The following is a 25,643-nucleotide window of genomic DNA, read 5'->3' as shown; positions in this document are numbered from 1 at the left end:
TCTCTAACGAGTCCTTAAAACGGTTTGCTGTTTATCCTATCCATCTTTTCAAAGAACTTTTCAGCACAACCCTTCCGGTTGTACTAAATGATCATATCCCTATGATTGTTGCCGATTTCTCTTGATTACTCGTCACTCGTTTCCCGAGCAACTCCTCCTCTCCGATCCTTTCCTCCCGCCTTCCTTCCAAAAGCGGATGCAAAGGTAAGAAAAAACTTTCTCTTAATCCAAATTAAAACGAAAAAAAAGAAAGAAAAATTTACCGCCTCAAAAACAACTCCGCTATCTTCCTCTTTTCTATCTGCCATCCGCCTGATGGGAGGACAAAGGTAATACATCAGCTCTCGTTTTAGCAAACATTCCCCAAAGTATTTTCTAATAAAACTGTAGAGAGCTGATGTAGAGTGAAAAAGATTTTCAATACCTATTTCAAAATAGTTTGGGTCCTATCTGGGCCTATTGAAATCAAGTTTATTGGTAAAGAAAGAGCTTCCTCTATATACTTTACGTAATCTTTAAGATTCTTAGGAAGCGCATCAAAAGTTGTGAAATCGCTTAGATCTTGATTCCATCCTTTCAGACTTACATATTGAGGCTCTAATGGCTCTTTGCCCATTTCAAATGGTAATTGGTCTGTTAATGTGCCATCTGCTAGCTTATAGTGCGTACATACTTTTATTTCCTCAAAGTTATTCAGTACATCCGCCTTCATTAAGAATAGCTGTGTGACTCCGTTGATCATAATAGCATACTTCAGTGCTGGAAGATCTAACCAACCGCATCTACGAGGGCGGCCAGTTGTAGAGCCAAATTCATTTCCCTCCTTCCTCAGCTTATCACCTACCTCATCATGAAGCTCGGTAGGGAATGGCCCACTACCTACTCTAGTGGTGTAGGCCTTTACAATACCATATACTTCGCCAATAGAATGAGGAGATGCTCCAAGTCCTACACAAGCGCCAGCAGTCATAGTAGAAGAGGAGGTCACAAATGGATAGCTACCGAAATCAATATCTAAAAGTGAACCCTGAGCACCTTCTGCTAAAATAGCTTCACCATTTTTCAGCGCATTATTTACCATGTATTCGCTGTCCACTATAGGATACTTAGAAATGTACTCGATAGCTGAGAAGAATTCTTGTTCCAATTCTTCTAAATTGAATTCATGATTGTAAAACTTAAGAACAGATAAATGTCTTTGAACTTGCTCTTGATACAGGCTTTTGAAATTTGGTAATTGCATATCACCTAATCTCAATCCATGTCTGCCAATTTTATCTTGATAAGCCGGACCAATACCTTTTAAAGTAGAACCAATTTTCTTATCCCCTTTTGCTTTTTCATAGGCAGCATCAAGAAGCCTATGCGTAGGAAGGATAATTTGCGCCTTTTTGGAAAGGAAAAGGTTTTTGGTGAGATCGAGCCCCATATTTTCTAAGGCCACGATTTCTCTTTTTAATATTACCGGATCCAATACCACACCATTACCCACTAAATTTTGGATATCAGATCTGAATATACCAGATGGGATTTGATGCAAGACATGCTTTTTGCCATCGAACTCTAATGTATGACCAGCATTTGGGCCGCCTTGGAACCTGGCAACCATATTAAATTTAGGAGCAAGGAAATCAACAATTTTACCTTTTCCTTCGTCTCCGTATTGCAATCCAAGCAAGACATTTATTTTCATTTTACTCTTAGCCTTTTAATTTATTTAATGCCTCATCCATCGTGTCACATATTGTGAAAATAGCATTAAGTTTTGTGATGATTAATAACTTTTGAACGTGCGAAGATGGCTGAATTAAAATCAAATCGCCACCCTTATTGCGAAACTTTGTAAGGACGGTAATCAATAAGCCAATTCCACTACTATTGACATAGCGTACTTTTGAAATATCGATAATGCAATGCCTAATTCCTTTATGAATGTGATCGTTGATTTCGGACATCAAGGATTGACCAATTTCTTCTCCTATTAAATCGCCATCCAAGGTTAGAGTTAATACCTTATCGCTTAAGCTCGATGTAAAATCCATAATTTTGATTTTGATTATCCTGTTAATTTTTTTCTGGTTAATCAAAGAGGGTATAAATTAACTCTTTGCAGCTTTCTTATGCTCGCATACTGAATTGGTGCATGCTGCATACAGAATTAGTGAATGATGAAGCACATTAAACTTCAACAAATCACCGACTGTATTTTGGATGTTTTGAATTCGAGGGTCGCAAAACTCAACTACGCGATGACAATCCGTGCATATAAGGTGATCGTGCTGTTTATAACCATAAGACTTTTCGTATTGAGCTAAGTTTTGGCCAAACTGATGTTTGCTCACCAAATCACATTCTACTAATAAATCCAAAGTATTATAGACAGTAGCTCTACTAACTCTATAATTTTTGTTCTTCATACTTATATAGAGCGACTCAACATCGAAATGTCCCGACCTAGAATAAATCTCCTCGAGAATCGCATACCGTTCCGGCGTCTTTCTTAAGGCTTTATTTTCAAGATAAGCAGTGAAAATCTTTTTTACTTCCGAAAATATTGTCTCGTTTAATGCCATGAGTTTAACTTAAATGCAAATATATAATTTATTACAGACAAGCTATATGCAACGCTTAACTGTATGCCAGAAAAGACTTCAAATTATTGATTGATCTCTGGAGAATTGTCAAATCGTTGGACTCTTGTAACACCTTGCACACTCTTTAGTTTCATCATTAATTGATCTAAATGCTCTGTATTATTTACATATAGCATAATAGTACCTTCGAAAATTCCTTGATCTGTCTCAATAGTAATAGAGCGAATATTTACTTTTAGTTCACTTGATATAATACTTGTGACATCGTTCATCAAACCGACTCTATCAGTGCCAATAATTCTCAAGCCAGCTAGAAATGCAATTTCTTGTTGACTCGTCCATTTTGCCTTAACTACTCTATTGCCATGATTAGATAATAGTTCAACTGAATTCGGACAATTGGTGCGATGTATTTTGATTCCTTCGTTGATGGTAACAAAACCAAATACAGTATCGCCAGGAATTGGATTACAACATTTGGCTAATGTGTAGTCAATTACATCTAGATCCTCACCTATAAGCAATTGATCTCGCTTTTTACCAGTGAGCTCGGTAAGATTACTTTCGAATGACTTTGCATCAGATATATCCGGTTTTGATGATTTAAGATTTTTGACACGGAGTTCCTTAAATTTCTTAACGTCCTTCGAATCAATTTTTCCTTTGCCTACCATGTAGTAGAAATCAAACACAGTTTTGGCATCGAAATAAGCCCTCAGCTGATTGGCGATTTCATGGGTAAAAGGCACCTTCAAATGTTTGAGTTTGCGTTCGACTATTTCCTTGCCCATTTCTACAACCTCCCGCTTTTCTTCCTTCAAGGTTTCTTTGATTTTGCTTCGAGCTTTGGAGGTAACCACAAATCGCAACCAATCCTCACTTGGTTTTTGCTTTGTAGAGGTCAGAATTTCTATTTGATCACCATTATTCAGCACATAATTAATAGGACCAATTTCTGATTCACTTTTGCACCTAAACACTTGGCGCCAACTTCCGAATGTATTTCGAAGGCAAAATCTAAAGCAGTGGCTCCATTAGGCAAAACTTTCAATTCACCTTTGGGTGTAAAAACGAAAACTTCGTCGTGGAAAAGATTCGATTTGAAATCATCGACAAATTCAATTGCATTAGTGTCATTAGTTTCTAAAAGTTCTCTCACTTTTGTAATCCACTTATCCAAACCAGAGCCTTGTTCCTGTCCGGAAGCTTTATATTTCCAATGAGCTGCATAGCCCTTTTCAGCAATATCGTCCATGCGGGAGGTTCGGATTTGCACTTCAACCCATTGGCCGGTTTTACTCATCACCGTTGTATGCAGCGATTCATAGCCATTACTTTTGGGAGTGGAAATCCAATCTCGAAGTCGGTCGGGATTAGGCTTGTAATAATCGGTGACTATGGAATACACTTGCCAGCAGGCTGCCTTCTCATTGTCAGGTGGAGTCTCTATTATAATACGTATTGCGAATAGGTCGTAAACTTCTTCAAATGGAATTTTCTGCTTCTTCATTTTATTCCAAATGGAGAAGATAGACTTTGGTCTTCCTTTAATGATGAATTCCAAATTCATTTTATTCAGTTCACCTTGAATTGGCGAAATAAACGAACGAATAAATCTATCCCGAGCCGCTTTGGTTTCATTTATCGCTTCAGTGATTTCTCTATACTTTTCAGGATCGGTAAACTTGAGATAAAGATCCTCAAGCTCCGTTTTCATGGAATAGAGACCTAGTCGATGTGCTAATGGAGCATATAGATAGATGGTCTCTGATGCAATCTTCAATTGCTTATTCTGAGGCATGCTATCCAAAGTCCGCATATTATGCAGGCGGTCGGCAAGTTTTATCAAAATAACTCTTACATCCTCAGAAAGGGTAAGAAGCATTTTTCTAAAATTCTCTGCTTGGGCACTCGTACCATATTCGAAAACACCTGATATCTTGGTAAGGCCATCAATAATGCGGGCGACTTTTGGCCCAAACTCTCTTTTGATATCTTCAATCTCTATATCTGTATCTTCCACCACATCGTGCATAAGCGCAGAAATGATGGCAGTAGTACCGAGACCTATTTCATCAATAGCTATAAGGGCAACTGAAATGGGGTGGAAAATATAAGGCTCACCCGATTTCCTCCTCATTCCTCTATGTGCCTCCAATGAATAATTAAAGGCCTTTTTTATCAACTTGGCATCACCTTCTTTCAAAAATGGTTTTGCATGCCTTAACAATTTCCTGTAGGCACTTATAATTTCTTTCTTCTCTACTTCTGGATCTATATTCACCATTTTATACCCTATCAATTTGATGTAAGATTAAACAATTTTTTTTGAGAAAATATTAGACAAATAAAAAATATATACTACATTTGCACACTCATTTAGAAAGCCGCGGATGTGGCGAAATTGGTAGACGCACTAGACTTAGGATCTAGCGCCGCGAGGCATGGGGGTTCGAGTCCCTCCATCCGCACTAAAAGCCCTCGAATCCGGTAAATATCGGTTTGAGGGTTTTTTAAATTTATAGGTCACCACAAAAATTTTCAGCTTTGGAAATAACATTAAACAAAAGGGACTCTACAGAAGCCGTTATTAAAATTACATTAAAACCAGAGGATTATCAATCCAAATGGGAAGGAAAAATTAAGGAATACGGTAAAAAGGCTCAGATCAAGGGCTTTAGGCCTGGAAAAGTTCCTACAGGCTTCATCAAGAAGATGTATGGCAAATCTTTACTAGTAGAAGAAATCAATCATTTACTATCTCATAAACTCCAAGACTACATAAAGGATGAAAACTTACCAATCTTAGGTGAGCCTATTCCAGCGTATGAAGACCAAGATGAAGCTGATTGGGACAATCCAAGCGACTTCACTTTTTCCTACGAGATAGGTATGGCTGAAGAGTTTGAAGTGCCATTGGATAAGAATGTGGTTGTTGAAAGCTACGAAATCGAAGTTGATCAAAAGGAATTGGATCAAACCATAGAAAATCTAAAAAGAGACTATGGTACAGCTGAAACTTTAGAATCTGTGACTGATGAAGCTACTGTTGCAGTAGAACTAGCTGGTGAAGAGGATGCAGAAAATGCTAAGACTATTATCGTTACTGATCTCAAAAAAGCTGGTAGAGAAGCTATTGCTGGCAAAAAAGAAGGAGAGAAAATCCAGATTGAGCCAGTAAAATGGATGAAGAAGGAAGATGCAATTGAATGGTTAGGCTTAGAAAAAGGTTCAGACTTACCAGAATCAGTAGAAGCTGAAATCAAAAGCATCACGTCTGTAAAGCCGGCCGAAATTGACCAAGAATTTATTGATAAAATCATTGGTGCTGGAAAGGCTAGCAATGAAGAAGAGTTTGTTGCTGAAGTGAAAGCTATAATGGCTAAAAACTATCAGCAAGAAATCGATGGCTATTTGACTAGACAGATAAGAGACAAATTTGTTTCTGATGTAAAATTTGAGCTACCAAACACCTTCTTGAAAAAGTGGCTTACATTGAGGAATGAAAAAGCTACTTCTGAGCAGATTGAAAAAGAGTATCCTAACCACGAGCAAGGAATCCGTTGGGAGTTAATCTTAAATAAAATCCAGAAGGATAATGAAATAAAGGTTGAACATGAAGATGTAATCAGCCAGACTATGGATTTGTTAAGAGCTCAGTTCGGCAACATGCCGCAAAGTGAGGAAATGGACGCCAACATGAGGCAATGGGCAGACAATTATCTTAAAGGTGAGGACGGAAAGAATTACATGAACATGGTAGAAAGAATTAGCTTCGACAGAACCATGGATGTAATCAAAGAGAAAATCACTATTAAAAATAAAAAAATTGGTTGGGAAGAATTTAGGACGAAAGTTTCGAACTAAAAGTAACCCATGAAATGTTTAAAAAAGTCCTTTGCTAAAAGGGCTTTTTTTTTATTTTTGCATACTTCGACTAAAAAATTTTATGAATCACAAAGAGGAATTTCGAAAATATGCCATAAGTATGGGTATAAGTGGCAGTCAAATAGATGGCTTTGCTACAAGGATTGAGAATATGACAAGGGCGGTTATTGAGGAAAGACCTACGAATTTTAGAGAAATTGATGTCTTTTCTCGCTTGATAATGGATAGAATCATTTTTCTTGGAATGCAAGTAGATGACAATATTGCCAATATTATCACAGCTCAATTGTTATTCTTGGAATCAACTGATCCTAAGAAGGATATTTTGTTGTATATTAACAGTCCGGGAGGTTCAGTATATGCAGGTCTAGGTATCTATGATACTATGCAATATGTAACTCCAGATGTTGCAACTATTTGCACAGGCTTAGCTGCATCTATGGGAGCTGTATTACTTGCGGGTGGTGCTCCTAAAAAGAGATCATCTCTACCTCATGCACGTATTATGATTCACCAACCAATGAGTGGCATGCAAGGTCAAGCTTCAGATATGGAAATCGCTTTAAGGCAAACTCTAGAGGTTAAGAAAGATCTATATGAAATTTTATCCAAGCATTCCGGTCAATCTTATGACAAGATTGAAAAGGATTCGGATAGAGACTATTGGATGAGAGCTGCAGAAGCTAAAGAATACGGACTAATTGATGAAGTCCTAGAAAAGAAAAAAGGTTAATTAACCCAATAAACATGGCACAAGTAACTTGTTCGTTTTGTGGAAGGCACAAAAAAGATGTAGACCTGATGATTTCAGGTATACATGCTCACATTTGTGATAAGTGCATTACACAGGCAAACCAAATATTAGCGGAAGAATTGAAGACTAAGCAAAAGTTTTCCGCTCCGCGATTTAATTTGGTGAAACCTATAGACATGAAAAAGTACCTTGACCTATTTGTAGTTGGTCAGGATGAAGCAAAAAAGGTAATTTCAGTAGCGGTTTATAATCACTACAAGCGATTGACTCAAACCAAAGTAGAAGATGATGTAACGATTGAAAAGTCGAACATTATTATGGTGGGTGAAACAGGAACCGGAAAAACCTATCTGGCTAGAACTTTGGCCAAAATACTTCAGGTGCCATTTTGTATTGCAGATGCAACTGTTCTTACAGAAGCTGGATATGTTGGTGAAGATGTAGAAAGCATTTTGACTCGTCTACTACAATCAGCAAATTATGATGTAGAAGCTGCAGAGCGTGGTATCGTGTATATTGATGAGATAGATAAGATTGCTAGAAAATCTGATAACCCAAGCATCACTAGAGATGTGAGTGGCGAAGGAGTTCAGCAAGCTCTATTGAAGCTATTGGAAGGAACAGTTGTGAACGTACCGCCACAAGGGGGACGTAAGCATCCTGATCAAAAAATGATTGCCGTAAATACAGAGAACATTCTCTTTATTTGTGGTGGTGCTTTTGATGGCATCAATAGAAATATTGCTAAGCGACTCAATACACAGCCTCTTGGCTTCTCAGCTAAAAATAGAGATGAGTTTGCCGGCAATGATGAAAATTTATTGCAATACATCACAGCATCTGACTTGAAGAACTTTGGACTTATTCCTGAACTAGTAGGTCGCGTTCCAGTATTGACTTTCCTTAATCCCTTGGATGCTACCATTCTTCGTAATATCCTTACAGAGCCTAAAAATGCTTTGGTAAAACAATACCAGAAGTTATTTGAAATGGAAGGAATTAAAATCCAGTTCGAAGACGATGCTTTAGATTATATTGTTGAAAAAGCAATTGAGTTTAAATTGGGAGCAAGGGGCTTAAGAGGTATTTGCGAAGCAATTATCACAGATGCAATGTTTGAGCTACCAAGTGCGGAAGATCCAGAGGATTTTATGGTGAGCAGAGAATATGCTCAAGAAAAGATCGAGAAATCTAAATTCAGCAAGCTTAAAGCTGCTTAGTTTCATTTACATAATCAAAAATAAGCTTTGCTGTATTCAGTGAAGCTTTTTTTGTGCCCAATTGTGAATTAATGCTTTGGTAGCCAAGCAATATATCCTCCCGCCTTTCTCCCCCTTCAATGATTAATGATAATTGCTTTGTCAGCATTTCCACATTGAATTCATCTTGAATTAATTCCTTTACTAATTCTTTTCCAAGCAGCAAATTCACTAATGAAATATAAGGGATTTTTATAAGTCTTTTTCCTATAAAATAAGAAATTGGGCTTGTCCGATATACTACAACTTGCGGCACATTCAAAATGGCCGTTTCTAATGATGCTGTTCCAGAAACAACTACAGCAGCCTCCGCATTTAATAAAAGATCATAGGTTTGATCCTTAAGCATTTGAAGGCGGGAGGTAGCAGTAGGATAAAGCTCATTGGGATGATCAGAAATACCAGCAATTACAAACTGATGATTTGGGAATCGGCTTTCGAGCTGTTGAAATATATGTAAAGAGCTCTTAACCTCCTGCAAGCGACTTCCAGGTAAAAGTGCAATAATAGGCAATTCGTTCAGGCCATTTCGAGTTAGAAAGTCTGAGGAAGGCTTTAAAGAACTCAATTGCTCATGACTTGGATTTCCAACATAATCCACCCGCCAATCGAATTTTTTAAAAAACTCAACTTCGAAAGGAAAAATCACCAGCATTTTATCAACCAGCTTTTTCAGCTTCCAAGCTCTGCTTGTATTCCAAGCCCATACTTTTGGTGAGATATAATAAATAACAGGAATCTGATGCTCATTTGCAAAGCGAGCCATGCGAAGATTGAAACCAGCCGAATCGACTAATACAATTGCATCAGGCCGAAATTCCAATATATCCTTTTTTGTATTTGCAATGATTTTCTTGAGAGATCGTAGATTTTTAAAAACTTCCCAAAATCCCATCAAAGCAATATGGCGATAATGGAAAAACAAGTCCATACCGGCCTTTTGCATTTTGTCCCCTCCTATACCTCGTATCTCCGCTTTTGACGCAAGTGAAAATAGCTGCTGCAATACATTGCTGGCATGCAAGTCACCTGATTTTTCACCTGCTATAAAGTATAGTTTCAACACAAAAGCATTTATTCGCCTAGGTATTCTACGAAATTTCGAGGCGTCTCATAAAGAGTAAGCTTGTACAATTGAGCCTCAGGAGCAATTTCTTGAATTTTTGGAGCTAATATCTTCCAAAACTCCTGCACCAAATTTTCGCAACTGGCCATTTTGCCAATCATAAAATCGACATCCAAATTGAGATTCTTGTGATCCACCTTATCAATAATTTCTTTCCTGATAAGCGTACTCAATTGCTTCAAATCAATTACAAAACCAGTATCAGGGTTTGGCTTTCCTTTCACTGTTACAATCAATTCAAAGTTATGGCCATGCCAATTGGCATTTGCACATGGACCAAAAATCTCCTCGTTCTTCTCTACTGTCCACGATGGGTTGTAAAGTTTATGGGCTGCGTTAAAATGCTCTTTTCTGCTAACGTAAATCATTGCTTGTCAATTCTGCTGCAAATATACATTGTTACAACTGTTTTAAATAGTTGAACTTTGCCATAGAATAAAAGCTTTAAGCATGTAGCTATTAGCCCAAAAGGATTGGATTCTGTAATTTTGTAAAAAAGCTTGAATATGATAATAGTAACTGGTGCAGCGGGATTTATTGGCAGTTGCCTTATTTGGAAATTAAATTCCGAAGGCTTTAATGCCATTGTTGCCGTTGATGATTTCTCAAATGCAACCAAAAATAAGAATCTAGAGAATAAAACGATCTTACATAAAGTCGATCGCAATAACTTTATTGAATGGCTTGAAGAGAACCAAGAAGAGGTTGAGTTTATATTCCACCTCGGTGCACGAACAGATACAAGTGAGTTTGATCGTGAATTACTTTGGAAGCTAAATACAGATTACTCTAAATTGGTTTGGGAAAAATGTGTAAAGCATCAAATTCCGCTTGTTTATGCATCATCTGCTGCTACCTATGGTTTGGGAGAAAATGGATATGAGGATGACGAAACAAAGCTTGATCAATTGAAGCCATTAAATCCGTACGGAGAGTCCAAAAATGAATTTGATAAATGGGTAATAGAGCGGGAGGAAAAACCATTCTTCTGGGCTGGTTTGAAATTCTTTAACGTATATGGCCCTAATGAATACCACAAAGGCAGAATGGCTTCTGTAATATTTCATGCATTCAACCAAATTGAACAGAATGGAAGCATGAAACTATTCCGATCGCATAATCTAGCGTATAAGGATGGCGAACAAATGAGAGATTTTGTATATGTAAAAGATGTGGTGAATGTCTGCTACTTCTTAATGCAGCAACGCAAGCATAATGGTATTTATAATCTCGGCAGCGGAAAAGCTCGCACCTTCCTTGATTTGGTAAAAGGCGTATTTGGTGCCTTAAACAAGAAAGAAGATATTTCTTACATAGATACCCCAAGCGATATCCGCGATAAGTATCAATACTTTACGGAAGCTAATATGAATAAGCTAAAATCCATCGGATATGGCATGAATTTTATTAGCTTAGAGGAAGGAATAGACGACTACGTCAAAAATTATTTAAAGGAAAATAAATTTTTATAAACCAATTAGAGACATGAAAAATTTAGCTTTCTACTTTTCACTGTTCATATTGACAATAACATTGAACTATGAAACAATTGGCCAAAGTATAAAAACAGATGCTGCACCAGCAGAAGCAACTAGCACATATTACACATATGCACATGTGATAGTAGATAATGGAACGCTACTAATTACGGATTTGAAAGAAGTAACCTTCCCTAAACCAAAAAATGACAAAGAGGAACGCCAAATTTTATTGGCCTTTCAATCAAGTAACAATTTGAATTTCTTCAAAAAGGTTGGTTCTACTTACAATCAACTAATGCAGAAAACTCTTATTCCTAACTCATATAACAGTGTAATAATTTCTTCAAATAAAGAAGAGATTATAGAGTCAAGAAATATTTGGTTGAGCAAGAAAGAAAACAATGTGATTCACATTCCTGATTTTGAGTTCAGCAACGTTCAATCAGATAATTCCATGAGGAAAAAAGTAATTATAGAATAATTACAGAAAAACAATTTTCAAAAAATGCGGTGCGCTTGAACTAATAAAATTTACAAAGATTAGTAATTGGTTTGCAGTAGAAATGTGTAACCAAATAAAATAAAACTTCCTTTAAAAAACTGTATAAATAAATGGAGCTAGAGCAGTTCCTTCAACTAGTACAATTACTATACTCAACAATAAAAGAATCACTATTATCGGAATAAGCCAAAGTTTCTTTCTGTTAAGAATGAAATTAAAAAGGTCTTTAAAAAACTCCATTATTCAAGATTTCAATTAATCAATGCTTCAAATTGCTTTAAATCTTCACCAGGAAAATTTTTCTTCAGAAAATCCAGCCAGTATTGTGATTCTTTCTTCAAACCCAAATATATATACGCTCCGAGATAACCTACGATCTCCTCCCTTTCTGATTCTAAATAGACTTCCTGCTTGTTCAAAGAACCCATGACTTGCTCCAAAGCTTTGATTCTCAGTTTAAAATTATTATTTATTGGATTAATCAAACTTAATCTTTTATACACAGACAAGGCTAAAGAAAGCTCTCTTCTATTAAGGTAAATATTTGCTAATATGTCCCCAAACTTCTCCTTACTCTCAATCTCAAATTTAGGTAAAATTATTTTAATCGCTGTAGCGGTATCTCCAATCAATAGGTTCGCTTCTGCTAATAATTCAATAGGCTCATCTAGATTTCGAAACTCTTGAGACATTGCAGTAGCAGGCCTAAGTACCTTTGGGCTATTTCTCTTTTTATATTCATTATATAAACGAGCATTCGCCTCTAACCATGAAATATTTTGATTAACAACATTCACTGCTAGTACTTCAGAAACTGTTTTAGGTTTAAAACTATCAATTGGATCCACATTACTAACCCCGCTTTTAAATGGCCAATTCTCTTTAAGTCTGGCAATCATTAATTCACCATAAATGGAATCAATCTCTGTATATGTCGGAATGTCAAACTCTTCATCAATACTATCATTTGAAAAAACAGAATAGAAGGCCAATGCCATTTTTCTGTAACCTAGTAAATTTGGGTGTAAGTGTTCGGTAAAATATTCATACCCTGGAATATATGTACCACTTTCTGACTCGAAGAATTTAGTCATATCTATAAACTCCGAATTGTATTCTGCTGCCTTTGAAGCAATAATTTTATTTATCTCTGACGGCGCTCTAAATTTTATTAAATCTGAATCCTTTGCATCAAGCAGGTAATCTACTGCCTTGGAGGAACCACTATCAAGGCTTAACATTTTACGACCAATTAAGAATTGAAGTCCTGAATGATTAGGATACCTTTCTTCAAACTTTATTAAAAAATCAAGTTCTACTCCTGTTAGATCCGGTATCTCACCCGTACTAGGATTCAACTGAATTAGTAGCGCGCTTAGAGAGGAATCATCAACTTCCCTATACCCCAAAGGAGTCTGATCTTTTATATTAGAAACCAAATTACTGATCGAGACTTTAACATTTGACTCACTCAATTTCCTGAGAATTTGGTCAAGATTATTTCTAAATTGGCTTAAACCCAATTCATATACTTTACTATCCTTCGAAATTTCTTGATTTTCAACGACACGTTCCATTAAAGTTATATCGTCTTTAAGATTTGTTGCTGAAGGACTTGATTCAAAAATACTTCCAATTAATTGAACAATCCTTAAGTCTCTAAAGGTTAGATAAAGATTCTTTAATGTTTGCCCCCCAAATATTCCCAGTGAAGAACCAACTCCTAAAGCCCCATAATATTCATTGTGGCCTAAATAAATTAAAACATGATCAGGTTCTTGCTCAATTACTTCATCTACTAAATCTTTTATGGTATAAGAGTTTATAGCAGCCATTGATAAGTTTATTACTTCTACCTCTCTATTTAGTCGATTAGATAAAAGAAATTCAAGCTGTCTTGGAAATGAAGCACCATGACTAAATGGGAATCCGGCAGCTGTGGATTCTCCCAAAACAAATATCCTGTACGTATCAATTGGCTTAACCTTTAAAAAAGGATCATATCCTGCTTCTGGAGCAATCGTACTATCAGAAAAATATCTAGAAGAAAATTCAGGATTTACTACTAAATATTTACTATTATTTGGATCATTGATAAAAAGTGGAAAGTCTTCACCATAATTAAAAAACCTCAAAGCTACTTCAATCAACACTAAGACTACAGCCGGAATAAGTACAATTAATATAAAATAAAATGAAATTATTCTGATTTTCATGACATGATTTATTCAACTACAGTAATAATACCATTATAATTACTGCTCCAGCTTACTTTTATGGGTTTATCATCTCTCCGCTTAATAACCATTATCCCATTAAACATATCTATTTGTGTGCTAGAATATTCGTATATCCTATCTAGTAAGTCGCTGCTACCAGTAGTCTCAACTTGGCTCCGATTTATTTCAACTATATAATCAGAAACTATTTCTGTATTTGTTCTTTCAATTTGTAGCCATGATTTAGTGAAATCATTCCACTTGAACATTTTACTAGCAGGAATAAAAGTATAGTCAGTGTATTTAGAAACTAAATAATCTGGTGGGGAATATTCATTATTCGTATAACTAGCCTTACTAGTTTGAAGCATAGTATCTGTTACGTAATGAAAGAAACTCATTTCATCAATTTTAATCCATGAATTATCTAAAATTTCTGATCTAATTTCAATCCTAATCTCCCTTCCTATAACAGATGAGTTCTTACAGCTATTACAGAATATTAGAATCAACATAAAACACACTAGAACTCTCATACTACAATATTAATCATTAATGAACGACTCAAAACTTTCAAAACCAATTTCAGTTCCTTCAATAACACTTTTAAGCTCTTTTATGACTACCTCCCTCCCTAAGCTATGAACTAAATAACAAAAAATTTCTTTAGCATCAGCGATCTTTTGCAACTTTGCTAATGCTATAAATTGATAAATTTGTATTCTTGGACGATTATTCCATTCTAAACTTAATGCATTAGCAACTCTAAGCATATTTATGTATTCATTTTCCAACATATAATTTCGACACAATATTAAGCTCGCATCATAGTGCGAAATTAAGTTTGAAGTTACATCAACTGCTAAATCAAGCTCAACACTTGCCTCATATTTTAAAGGTGGAGGAGAAAATAAAGAATCATACAGATTAAATGGCCAATTTCTTAATAACGCATTCACAGTAACTGTTCCTATTATCGAGTCCAAAGGGTTGATATAGTTTGAATAAATATTTAAAAAATCTTCATCTAAATACAATTCCTTTGAACTATTAATATTCGGTAAAAATCCACTCCCCAGAATATTCTCTAAAAAGCAATAAGCTAATATTGAATAGCCAAGTATGTTAGGATGAATATGCTCAAGTATCAATTCATTTCCAATTATTCCTGCGTTTGAATGTATTTTAAAAGTATTATAAACATCTATAAGGTCAATATTTTCACTATTTGCTAACTCAACCAGCCTATTATTTAGTTCTAATGGAGCACGAAATCTAAGAGCATCATGTTGGAGACTTAGTATAAAATATTTTTCTGCCGCATTAGTATTACCAAGCTGCAAGTTGCTCTTACCTAGAAGATAGTATAAAAGTGCATTAGTTGGGTAAGCTTTCTCTAATTTCTCTAATTCGGAAACAACTTCATTACTCACTGAATCCTCTTTAATCAGATCTATATATTCATACAGTTTTTCAATAGTTAAATTCTCTGATAGGAAAGGTGGTTGATCTTTTAGATTGATAGCTAAGGTGCTTATGGCAAAAGGGATAGAATTCCTTTTATAAATATTTGAAATATCCTTTATATTACTGGTAAATCTTTCAATGGTAGTACTGTAGATTTCTGAATCTAATTCAATTTTCTTATCATAGGCCATCTTCTCCATTAAAGTCTTTGTAGCATCAAACTCTTCGACCTCACTTCCTGCAATAAAACTTGATATAAACCTGAAAACTCGAAATCGCTTTAAAAAGAAAAATAGTGCAGTGATGTTCTCATTAGTTGTTGCATATTCTGAAGTAGCACTTCCATAAGCTCCATAAAATTCATTATGTCCTGCATAAATAATTACATAATCTGGCTCTAATTTAGCCACTTCATAAGCCATATCTTTTATGACATAACTACTTATAGCAGTTATTCCCAGATTTATAACTTCAACCTTATATGATGGGTAAATTTTTTTTAAATAACTTTTTAATATTCTAGGAGCAGAGATAGAATGGCCATAAGGAAACCCTTGAATAGAACTTTCTCCTTGAATAACTATTCTTAGAGTGCTCTCACTTTTAGTCTTTAAAAAAGAATCGTTTTCTCCCCTTACTGAAATTAAGCTGGATTTAAAATATCTTTCAGCAATATTTGGATTTAACTTTAAATAACGCTTGTCAATTTCTGATTCTATAAATATTGGAACTTCCTCTGCTATATTAAACACATAGAAAGCTAACTCTATGAATCCTACTAATAAGAAAGGCACTAAAAAAGTTATAATATAAAAAGAAACCTTTCTCACAATAAATCTAGTATAGAAAAAATAAACTAACTACATTTTGAAAGATGGTTAAATCCTATCATCATTTTACACTTGGATTTCCAGGAACTTCTGGAGCGGGAGCAGTATCTACATACTCATTTCGCTCGCATGAAACAATTAAAATAGTCCCAAAAAATAAAACTATCAAGACAATTCTGCTTATAAACTTCATAATATAAATGGTAAAAAATGAGATGGGTAGATACATCTACCCATCTCATAAGTACTAAATTTATTGTAAATAATTAGAAAAATTATTCACCTCCAAACGAATAATATGGTAGTCCAAATAATTCCAATTCTTGCGCTGGAACTGGAAGATGAGGTATTGTACCTGGCAGCAATTGCATATTTGTCACCGTAGTACCTCTTCTAATAAAGAACCCATTCGTCAAAGTATTTGTCCATGGCAATTCAGCTAATCTCTCATAAACAATGGCGGCAAGCAATACATCATTACTCTCACTTCCTGTAAGTGGAGCTAGGCCACCTCTCTCAACACGTGTTTCATTAATCAGATTAGCTGCAGTAACTTTAGAGCCGCCTGTTCGAACTAGTGCCTCAGCCTTTAGCAAATCATTCTCCGCAACCAACATATGAACAATTTCAGTATTTAGATTTGCTCTATATGATTGGAATCTCTGATAGTAATACATAGAAAAGAAATAGTAGCCTCTCGCAGCTTGAAAAGGTGGCGCTGATGTCTTATAATCCGTCGCCATTCTATCATCTTTAGGATCAGAAGGAACCGCAACTGAATTTACACCAGTAGGCCAAGGGTATGGCATTCTATCATCCATCATATTTACTATTCTAGATGAAACAAAAGCCCATCCCGGATCTTGTCCTTGTAGTTTAATACGATTCCACCATTGAGAACCACCATCACCTAATACAGATATATCAGTCGAAATACCATTATTAGTCAACTGCAGGATTTCTTCCCAATTTACATTCGCTGTTGTCTCCTGTGCATTTCGAGCAGAAAAAGCTTCAATCTTAGCAGACATGGTACTAAAGTACTGGGCAAGTTGAGCTGAACTCCACTCAGAATTTAAAATGTTTACAGTAAATGTATTAGAGCTAGCTATTTGAATAGCTTCACTCAATTTTTGACGAGAAGCAGAAATCACCTGATCATAAGGCAAAAACTCTAGCTGCTCCAAGTCTGAATTTTCATCCAGAATATATGCTTGATCAAATAGCATCCCTAAGGCTCCTAAAGCCAAGCCCTGCATACCTCTACCAAGTGCCAATGCCTCTTGGGTTCTATCTTCACCAGCTCCATCAATCACTGGAATATTGTCTACAACAATTTTCCTCATGATAGCATTTGTCGTAGCCAATGCAGAATTTAGAGTATTCCAAGGCGTAGTCATTACCGCCCTGTTAGAGTACGTCAAATTATTCTGCAATTGCTGACGAGGAATCGTACCTAAATCTTGAGCTGCCCAGTTCCCCCAAGAAGAGGTCATTGACTCACCCGCAACACTTAAGCCCCAGTTTGGATCACTTTTCTCTAAGGCATTCCACCATGTAGCATAAGAACTTTCAATTAAAGGAAGATACTCTTCCGGTAAGGAATATATTTGATCTTGATTTGGTTCATTAAGATTTTCCACTTCCAAATCTTCACATGCCACAAAACCTGTCATCAAAATTGCTCCTAACCAAATTATTTTGAAAGGAGATTGAATTTTACTTTTTTTCATAGTCTAAATATTAAAATATAAACTCAATTGAACCACTAAAAGTCCTTGTAAGAGGATAATCAAAATCATCTACTCTTGTTAAGGCATTACCCACTTCAGGGTCAAATCCAGGATACTTAGAGAACAACAATAAGTTTCTTCCAACAACTCCGAATTTAACACCTTTAATAAAACCAAATGAGCCAAGTTTATCCAATTGACTTTCACTAACTGAATAATTAAGAGACAACTCTCTCATTCGTATATAATCAGAATCTTCTACCCAATGAGATGTAACGTTCTGTACATTGTACAAACTGCTAAAGTAAGCAGTATATTTCTGCTGACCTTCTGGGTACATTGACTGATCAAACATTGGATGTATTAGATCTCTAGCCATCCATTGGCCACCTTGGAAGTAGGTATTACCTCCAACTTGCGTATCCCATAGCATATACACATTCAAGCCTTTGTAACGGAAAGTTGTATTAATACCCATATTGAAATCGGCATTAAAATCACCTATATCCATAATTAGAGGTGCCCCGGTATCATCTCTTACAATTATTGCTCTTTCATCAGCAGTAAATTCAGTACCACTTCTAATCACATAACCATCTCTATTAATTGTGAAATAATTCTCCAAGGTTTGCCCTGCCGGTACTTGATTTGCCACTTCTTCTAATGAAGTAGCTATTTGCTGTCCTGCAATTACACCCAATGTAGCACCAGGTCTCCAGATTGTATATCCTGTAAGCTGCGCAGGTCTATCAAATTCGGTGATTTTTTGTCTCGTACGATCAAATACTACATTAAAATCTAAAGAAACATCACGTGATTGTATTGCACTATACCCAAGGGTTAATTCAATAGTATTTGTTTCTAATGTACCTGCATTCTGTACTTGATTGTTAAATCCTGTAGCAGCAGTAATAGGGATATTTAAAATCTGATCTCTATTCTGTTGGGTTGAATACCCACCACTAAATGAGAATTTATTCAAAAACTCAGCATTTAAACTTAATTCCAATTCAGCAGTTGTGGCAGGTTTCAAATTTCTATTACCCAAATTACCAAGAGATGCCACAACACCTGCATTGGAGACATTAAATCTTTCATATTGTGCAGTAAAACCTGGACGTCTACCAGAAGTTCCATAGGATGCTCTAAGAGCAAGCTCTTGGAAACCTGGGATGTATATATCTTCTGTCAATCTATATGCCGTAGAAATTCTTCCAAAATTTGCCCACCTTTCATCAGCTCCAAAAAGTGATACAGCTTCACGACGAACAATAACATCAAATATATATTTATCCAAATAATCCCCACCAGCCGCAAATGCAAAATTATTCGCTGTTACTTCTTCACTCCTTGAAAATGGAGGAGAGTGAACTGTTGCATTCTGTAATACATTTAACCCACTTACATTCAAAGCAGAGCCTGCAGCATCAAACTCCTTTTCAAATCTGTTCTCATACATGTAAAATAATCTGGATCTTAGATTGAAATCTCCAAACTTTTTAACATACACTAAAGTAGTGCTTGATGTAATTGCATTTTCTTCATTCCAATCTCTATAAACAGAACCTAGCAAAGGCGCATCACCAGCTGATCTATCCAAATGTCCTTTGTTAAGAAAACGATTTGAATTACCAGTATCATTATCAATGCCAAATGCATATTCAATTGAAAGGCCATTAGCTACTTCATAACTAGCTCCAAAATTTCCTAAAAATCTAGTTGTATAACCATCTCTTCTTACTCTAGATAACCCATAAAGAGGATTTGTCCCATCAGTGTCGTTATACTTATTGATATTCCATTTATATGGAGTTCCATTATCATTAGGCAAAAACAAATCTGCAGTAGGATCCATCATAAATAATGTCCTTAGCACAGATCGAGTACCCCCATATCCATTTATTCCTTTTGTATCATTAGTTGATCTAGCAAATAAGGTTCGAGCTGTTACTTTAAGGCGATCAGTTACATTATGATCCAAGTTTACCCTAAAATTGAATCTTCTAGAACCTTCATTAAACATAATTGGGCCAGAATTATTTTGATGCTCTACTGATGTCAATATATTTGATTTTCCACTATTATGTGAAATGGCAACATAATTCGTCATAAATGTACCACCATCAAATACTTGAGAAAGGTGATCATAAATTGGTTCTGCAAATGGCTTATCTGCAATTCCTCTAGGATCTGCTATACCTAAAAAGGTAACCCCTGTATCATTCACCTGAATTGTACCATCCGCGTTAGTCAAGAAATGGTGATGACTAGTCTTTTTTGGAGCTCTTGAGTTATAAGCCGCTGCTCCGCCATACTCATTTCTAATACGAATTACAGTTTGGCCAACAGCATTCGAAGCCCCAGTCTTTGTGAAAATTTGAATTACTCCATTTGCTGCACGAGAACCAAACAAAGAGGCAGCGGAAGCTCCCTTCAATACTTCGATTCTTTCAATATCTTGGGCATTAACTATTGATAAACCACCTTCCGTCAAGACTCCATCAACCACAACTAATGGTTCTGAAGCACCTGTACCAATAGCAGAGGCTCCTCTTAATTGAATACTAGCATTTGAACCAGGCTGCGAACTCTGTACAACTCGCACACCAGCAATCTTGCCTTGCAATGCAGCCGCAGCATTTACTGCAGGAGCCTGTTGAATGATTTCTTCATTCAACTTTCCAACTGTAAAACTTAACTTCTTCTCTGGAGTACCAGCAGCAACACCTGTTACGACAATTTCACCCAAAGTTTGAATATCAGACTCAAGCGAAACATCAATAACTGTATTGTTGCCAATACTAACTTCCTTGGTTGTTAATCCGACAAATGAAAATACCAATACACCACCGTCTTGTGGTACATTTATGCGATATGTTCCATCAAGTTCGGTAATGGCACCAGTAGTAGTACCCTTCAACTGTATACTAACTGCTGGAAGTGGCTCACCATCTTCAGCAGAAGTTACAGTACCTGTAATAGTCCGCGTTTGCCCGAACGATAGATTAACTACCGCAAAGCAAAGCAGAACTGTCATAAGTAAATAGTTCTTCATAAAGTTAAAAGTTTAAGTAAAAATTAATTTTGGCGTCAAACCAAAAGTAAGCATTTGAATTTATTAACAAAAAAAAAACATTAACTTCTTTTAAACATTCATCGCTCCTACTTCCTAAGCCCCTCAAATTCTTGTCGTTCTGAAAACTTCATTCTTTGAAGCTATATAAAAGTAAACATCTGACTATCTACTCTTTGAGCTTAAAAAGAAGTTCAGGTTATCTCTTTCTGATACTGGGGTCTTAGGTGTGAAATTATAATATAGCCAGATACAAAAAAAATTCTATTGACCTTCAAGGTAATTGGTGAAAAACTGCTTTTAATCTGAAAGTGGTGAAATATTTTCAACTTAATGGTTAGCTAAAAATTTTCATTAATAACTTTAAATGGAATTTGAAAGATAAATTTTTAACTCTTTGATTATAAATAATTTAAAATCTTAAAAGCAACGTATTTTTATTTTTAGCTAGCAAGCCAATTGGTAAATATTATTATGAAAATGGCTAGTTAATCTACTATTATTTTTTTTCTTAGTTTTCTATTATCAAATTCAATTATCAGGACATAAACTCCAGCTGGAATTTGAGAAATCGGAAGTTGGATTTCGTAATTTCGACTATTTGTATTTACTATATCCTTCCAAAGTAAGTTTCCCGTAAGACCCATCAGGCTGATTGAAATTTCATTGTCAAATTCAGAAGAATTAAACTTAATATTTAATAATTCCGTAGCTGGGTTTGGGAAGACTATTATTCCATAATCATTAAATTCATCATCGATGCCTACTACTGTATTATGTACGGTGAATATTGGTGAAGTAAAACTGCATCTTCCATTAATTGCTACTACTTGATAGTTTCCTGGATCTACAGGATTATAAAGTCTTTGTGTAGCATCCACTAAAAGCTCTCCGTCTAAAAACCATTGGTATGAAAGCCCACTTAAAGAAGCTACCAATAAATCATTATCTTCAAAAATCACTAAACTTTTGAGTGGATTCTCAGCTATATTAATTCGCTGCGTGAAATTTTTAACAATTTCACCATCACTAATTTCAAGTGCAATCACATAAACACCCGATTCTTCAAACACAAACTCGAGGTCTTCTGAATTTTGAGAAATCAATACCTCGCCTTCTTCTGTACTTATTTGCCAAGTTATTTCAGATGGGTTACCAGTACTGGTACTAGTGAACCTAGTTACACCATCTAAACAAGCATTCTCGTATATATAGTCTGCAAACAGTACATCTTCACAATTTGTAGCAGACCAGCCTTCGACAATACCAGTTAGTTGCCCATTGACTCCCGCATTTAAGGTAGCTTCTCCAATATTTGACACATTATTTACTAAAAGAAAATCAAAGCAATATTTAACATTTTCTGATATCTTCAAGTAGCCAAAGCCGTCTTCCAACCCAGTAATGCTTACTTCATTGCCCACAGAGGAATTGATTGATAAGAAATTTGAGCTTAACTCAACTCCATCATTCAAGGTCAATTGACTATTGGCTCCTAGGAATAAAGAATCAACAATTGTATTCTCATTAATTAATACAGCACTACTGTTTTTTATTATCTTAAAAGAATGCTCGCCAGAAATATCTAGTGAACCGTCCAATACAATTAGCTTATTAAATGCAGCTCTTGGAGACTTAAAGGTAAAACTAGAAGAAGCAGTGGCATCCTTGCCAAAGGTAATTGTTGAGTTATCAGCCAAGATAAATTTTGTGCTATCTCCAAAATCAAGTTTACTACCGACTTCTATTTGGGCGTTTCTTAAATCTATAGATGTAGGATCAATTCCTTGGGAAATTATCTGATTAACTTTCAGGAACTTGTTATTTAGATCAAGAATTCCTTTCTCAAGAGTAATGGAATTAATGGTCAAACTATCTTCAATTTCATAATAACCATCATCACTATTAATTATTAAGTCAATCCCTGATAAATCATTTCCAGCAGATGTGAATCCATTAAACTTTAAATTCTCGCCTGTCATTTCAATTAATCCCTCTCCAGTTAATTCCATTTTTTTAGTCAATATAAATGACCCACTCAGTTGAAGCTTTCCATTTGAAAAATCGAAATTTGCCAAAGAATCAGATGAATAAATCAAATTTAATGCTTTGGCATCATTAGGAATAATTACAGTTTGATTTTTGCTTTGAAAAGATGAATTGTCAAATCTTACGATATCCTTACTATTTGGGGTTCGAGATGCCGAAATGCCATTCTGTGATTCCGACCAATTATTTGGATCATTCCAATTACCATTTCCACCAATCCAGTAAAGATTTTTAAAATCAGAAGCTAAACTACTTCCAGAGCCAATCAAAGAAATAATCTGAAACCCATTTACTAAATTATTCTTCTTGTGAGATATCTGAATTTTATATTCCCCAGCCATCGGATTTTCAATGATAACAACCTCTGTGTTATCTAAATTATTTATACCTCTTGTGGCTTCTTTAGTTGGATTCGCTGGGTCTAAAATAAATGGGAAAAATTCAGATCCATCAGGTGCAATAACTTTTAAATCAATATCATTTACCAAAATGGTATCCTTCGGATTGAGTGCAGCCGTAGGGATATCACCTTCAGGGTCTGTCCACACAACGGTTACTTTAAGATCGCTAATACCATCAGAATAAATTTTCTTTTCACTTATTTCATTTTCCTCGAGAACAAATTCTTCTATAATGAAAGAAGTCGAATCAAGTTTTGTTATTTGGTTTGTTGCTTGCTCCACATCCAATAAGCCCCAACCGAATCTATAGTTGGGTCCTACTCCAGCGGCTTGATGTTGCCGCGCTGTATGAATGGCTAATCCTTTTACAGTTGATGCAAGTGGAATATAACTATGTTGTTGGATAAAATGCTGTCGAATTAACAGCAAGCCACCTGCAACATTCGGACTTGACATTGATGTTCCTTGAAGTGTGGAATATCTATCTATTTGATCATTTGTGTTTTCCACTGTAGAAAAAACCCCTACACCTACACCTACTAAATCAGGTTTAATTCGTCCATCATCTGTAGGCCCCCATGAACTAAAATTTGCCATTGAGAATGAAGTTGGAGCGTTTGCTGAAACAGCACCAACAGTAACGATATTCTTAGCAACACCTGCATAAGGCATTGAATCATAAGGTCCATTTGGATCTCTTCTTTTCGTTGATCGAACCCAACTGCCATTACGGAAAATTTCATGTTCAAAAGGTGCCGAAGATGGCCCATTCATAGACCTTGTATTTCCCGCAGATGTAACTAAAATATGATATGGGTAATAATAAATTAATGCATCATGAAACTGAGCCCAATCCGCATAAAATCCAAAGTTATAATCTTGGGTTTCACTTATTGTTGAATCACCATACCATCTCCAATTAAACCTCCATGAATTATCACTTTGCCAACCCGCAGCTGGCCCATATGAGTGATTACTAATTGCTAAACCTTCCTCTAAGGCATCTATAAGTTTACTATCAAAACTATCAAAAGTATAACCATCAATTAAACTTTCATATGCAATACCTCGAGCATTTTCATTAATGCCAGCGGAACCAATAATGCCTGAGACATGAGTTGCATGAAAATTATTAAGTGTGACATTATCAATCATTCTAGCTCTTCCTTGAAATTCCTTGTGCTCGATTTGTATTCGGCCTCCATCAAACACTCCAATTGTTTGATTTTTACCAGTTAATCTCAAACCAGAATTTCCTAATGGGTAAACTTGATCTGCTTTTACCACTCTCCCCGATCTTGTTTCATAGTTATGAATAAAAAGTGGGTGACCAGTTGAACTCAAATCATAGAATAGATATTCGCTATCTTGATTTAATTGACCATTTTTTCTAATAAACTCTAGATTATATCGGTCGGCATATATTTTTAAATAATCATTCTTATTGTTATCAATTCTTTGGTTGAGGAATTCCCTGCTTGGAATTGAATACTTGCTTGAATCAATTTTAATCTTTTCTTGAGCAACAGCAGAACCACTACACAAAAGTGTAAGTATGATAAATACAGTGAATTTAGTACGCATCTGAGTGTAAAATCTATTCCTCAACATAATCAATTCATTTAGAAAAAAGTTTACAACTTAATGTTTGAAAAAAATTCTAATTCTACTGACGGTTAAAAATCATTTAACTCCCAAGCTTATTGGATAGTCAGAAGAATATTGAACAGATATTGTACGCTTATCCTCCCGCCAGAAGTGTAACCTTTTTTGAAGATGTAAGGTTGCACCAGCTTCAAATCTATAAGTTATTGATTGATTATCTGTGGATTCACTCGCTAAATTAGGAGCAAAATTAACAACATTTAAAAACCTGATATAAAAAGTCAGAAAATCAGTGTCCCTATAAATTGAAGTTCTTTCTATTCCATCGGCTATAGTAACTTTTTGTCTAGAAACAGGCAACTTGATCGTGTGGATTTGCCCGTCAAACGAATGTAAGTCTTCAAATGCAATTTCCTCAAATGGGATTTGATATGGCATGTGGATAAATTTTACATTATCTATTTGCAACCAATCCTCCTCGGTAAATTCACCTAATATTTTTAGATCAAATTCTGTTGAGGATATTTCTTTAAAATCCCTATTGGTGGAACAAGCAAGGATCGATATTAGAAAGAGAATTGCTAAAAAACGCTGCATGGGAATGAAGATAAAATCACTAACGAATTAAGTGGAAATAAAAATAAAAAGCCATTTCTAGTCGA

18 protein-coding genes, 1 tRNA gene and 1 pseudogene are annotated in these 25,643 nt (G+C 35.5%); 6 read left to right on the top strand and 14 right to left on the bottom strand.

All coding sequences use genetic code 11. From position 1 onward, the window contains the following. Positions 1 to 424: 424 nt before the first annotated feature. The 4 genes and pseudogenes from ACOXY8_RS16550 to ACOXY8_RS16535 form a co-directional block, all read right to left on the bottom strand. On the bottom strand, positions 425 to 1,693 hold the full coding sequence (locus tag ACOXY8_RS16550) for an adenylosuccinate synthase (protein ID WP_458332728.1): 1,269 nt from the start codon (positions 1,691 to 1,693) through the stop codon (positions 425 to 427). Between the two features lie 7 nt (positions 1,694 to 1,700). Further along, positions 1,701 to 2,042, bottom strand: a complete 342-nt coding sequence (locus ACOXY8_RS16545; RefSeq protein ID WP_458332727.1) for an STAS domain-containing protein — start codon at positions 2,040 to 2,042, stop codon at positions 1,701 to 1,703. A gap of 57 nt (positions 2,043 to 2,099) precedes the next feature. Beyond that, a complete protein-coding gene (locus tag ACOXY8_RS16540; RefSeq protein ID WP_458332726.1) occupies positions 2,100 to 2,573 on the bottom strand; it encodes a Fur family transcriptional regulator in 474 nt (157 codons plus the stop codon). An 83-nt stretch (positions 2,574 to 2,656) separates the two neighbouring features. Beyond that, positions 2,657 to 4,881, bottom strand: a pseudogene (locus tag ACOXY8_RS16535) (RelA/SpoT family protein). 102 nt (positions 4,882 to 4,983) lie between these two features. On the opposite strand from ACOXY8_RS16535, the gene ACOXY8_RS16530 reads away from it, so the two are divergent. The 4 genes from ACOXY8_RS16530 to clpX all read left to right on the top strand — a co-directional run bounded on the left by ACOXY8_RS16530 (position 4,984) and on the right by clpX (position 8,456). Further along, positions 4,984 to 5,065, top strand: a tRNA-Leu gene (locus tag ACOXY8_RS16530). 76 nt (positions 5,066 to 5,141) lie between these two features. After that, on the top strand, positions 5,142 to 6,461 hold the full coding sequence (locus ACOXY8_RS16525) for a trigger factor (RefSeq protein WP_458332725.1): 1,320 nt from the start codon (positions 5,142 to 5,144) through the stop codon (positions 6,459 to 6,461). An 82-nt stretch (positions 6,462 to 6,543) separates the two neighbouring features. Next, positions 6,544 to 7,215 (top strand): ClpP family protease, encoded by a 672-nt coding sequence (locus ACOXY8_RS16520; RefSeq protein ID WP_458332724.1) that lies wholly within the window; start codon positions 6,544 to 6,546, stop codon positions 7,213 to 7,215. A 14-nt stretch (positions 7,216 to 7,229) separates the two neighbouring features. Next, complete coding sequence (clpX, locus tag ACOXY8_RS16515) at positions 7,230 to 8,456, top strand: ATP-dependent Clp protease ATP-binding subunit ClpX (protein WP_458332723.1); 1,227 nt, start codon at positions 7,230 to 7,232, stop codon at positions 8,454 to 8,456. Here the strand turns inward: clpX and lpxB are convergent. After that, the gene (gene lpxB, locus ACOXY8_RS16510; protein WP_458332722.1) at positions 8,443 to 9,558 is read right to left on the bottom strand and encodes a lipid-A-disaccharide synthase; all 1,116 of its coding nucleotides are present in this window, start codon (positions 9,556 to 9,558) and stop codon (positions 8,443 to 8,445) included. The genes clpX and lpxB overlap by 14 nt on opposite strands. Positions 9,559 to 9,569: 11 nt before the next feature. Beyond that, the gene (locus ACOXY8_RS16505) at positions 9,570 to 9,989 is read right to left on the bottom strand and encodes a 6-pyruvoyl trahydropterin synthase family protein (RefSeq protein WP_458332721.1); all 420 of its coding nucleotides are present in this window, start codon (positions 9,987 to 9,989) and stop codon (positions 9,570 to 9,572) included. A 138-nt stretch (positions 9,990 to 10,127) separates the two neighbouring features. Here ACOXY8_RS16505 and rfaD point away from each other — a divergent pair, with 138 nt between their 5' ends. Further along, positions 10,128 to 11,093: an ADP-glyceromanno-heptose 6-epimerase gene (gene rfaD / locus ACOXY8_RS16500; protein ID WP_458332720.1), complete on the top strand. Its 966-nt coding sequence runs from the start codon at positions 10,128 to 10,130 to the stop codon at positions 11,091 to 11,093. A 13-nt stretch (positions 11,094 to 11,106) separates the two neighbouring features. After that, a complete protein-coding gene (locus ACOXY8_RS16495; RefSeq protein ID WP_458332719.1) occupies positions 11,107 to 11,583 on the top strand; it encodes a hypothetical protein in 477 nt (158 codons plus the stop codon). A 111-nt stretch (positions 11,584 to 11,694) separates the two neighbouring features. On the opposite strand, the gene ACOXY8_RS16490 is transcribed toward ACOXY8_RS16495, so the two are convergent. From ACOXY8_RS16490 to ACOXY8_RS16455, 8 genes are all read right to left on the bottom strand, one after another. After that, complete coding sequence (locus ACOXY8_RS16490; protein WP_458332718.1) at positions 11,695 to 11,844, bottom strand: DUF5989 family protein; 150 nt, start codon at positions 11,842 to 11,844, stop codon at positions 11,695 to 11,697. 11 nt (positions 11,845 to 11,855) lie between these two features. Further along, positions 11,856 to 13,820 carry a hypothetical protein gene (locus tag ACOXY8_RS16485; protein WP_458332717.1) on the bottom strand — a complete coding sequence of 655 codons (1,965 nt, stop codon included), beginning with the start codon at positions 13,818 to 13,820 and terminating at the stop codon, positions 11,856 to 11,858. 8 nt (positions 13,821 to 13,828) lie between these two features. Beyond that, positions 13,829 to 14,194 carry a hypothetical protein gene (locus ACOXY8_RS16480; RefSeq protein WP_458332716.1) on the bottom strand — a complete coding sequence of 122 codons (366 nt, stop codon included), beginning with the start codon at positions 14,192 to 14,194 and terminating at the stop codon, positions 13,829 to 13,831. A gap of 174 nt (positions 14,195 to 14,368) precedes the next feature. Continuing rightward, positions 14,369 to 16,120, bottom strand: coding sequence for a hypothetical protein (locus tag ACOXY8_RS16475; protein WP_458332715.1), 1,752 nt, complete (start codon positions 16,118 to 16,120; stop codon positions 14,369 to 14,371). Between the two features lie 275 nt (positions 16,121 to 16,395). Next, a complete protein-coding gene (locus ACOXY8_RS16470) occupies positions 16,396 to 17,853 on the bottom strand; it encodes a hypothetical protein (protein ID WP_458332714.1) in 1,458 nt (485 codons plus the stop codon). 10 nt (positions 17,854 to 17,863) lie between these two features. Next, positions 17,864 to 20,908, bottom strand: a complete 3,045-nt coding sequence (locus tag ACOXY8_RS16465; protein WP_458332713.1) for a SusC/RagA family TonB-linked outer membrane protein — start codon at positions 20,906 to 20,908, stop codon at positions 17,864 to 17,866. Between the two features lie 506 nt (positions 20,909 to 21,414). Continuing rightward, on the bottom strand, positions 21,415 to 24,987 hold the full coding sequence (locus ACOXY8_RS16460) for a S8/S53 family peptidase (RefSeq protein WP_458332712.1): 3,573 nt from the start codon (positions 24,985 to 24,987) through the stop codon (positions 21,415 to 21,417). Positions 24,988 to 25,059: 72 nt separating this feature from the next. Continuing rightward, positions 25,060 to 25,578 carry a hypothetical protein gene (locus tag ACOXY8_RS16455; RefSeq protein WP_458332711.1) on the bottom strand — a complete coding sequence of 173 codons (519 nt, stop codon included), beginning with the start codon at positions 25,576 to 25,578 and terminating at the stop codon, positions 25,060 to 25,062. Between the last annotated feature and the right edge of the window lie 65 nt (positions 25,579 to 25,643).

The organism is Peijinzhouia sedimentorum (assembly GCF_049340005.1).
Classification (GTDB): domain Bacteria; phylum Bacteroidota; class Bacteroidia; order Cytophagales; family Cyclobacteriaceae; genus CAXBDP01.
The sequence above is the reverse complement of the archived record's forward strand: the minus strand, read 5'-3'. Positions and strand labels throughout refer to the sequence as shown.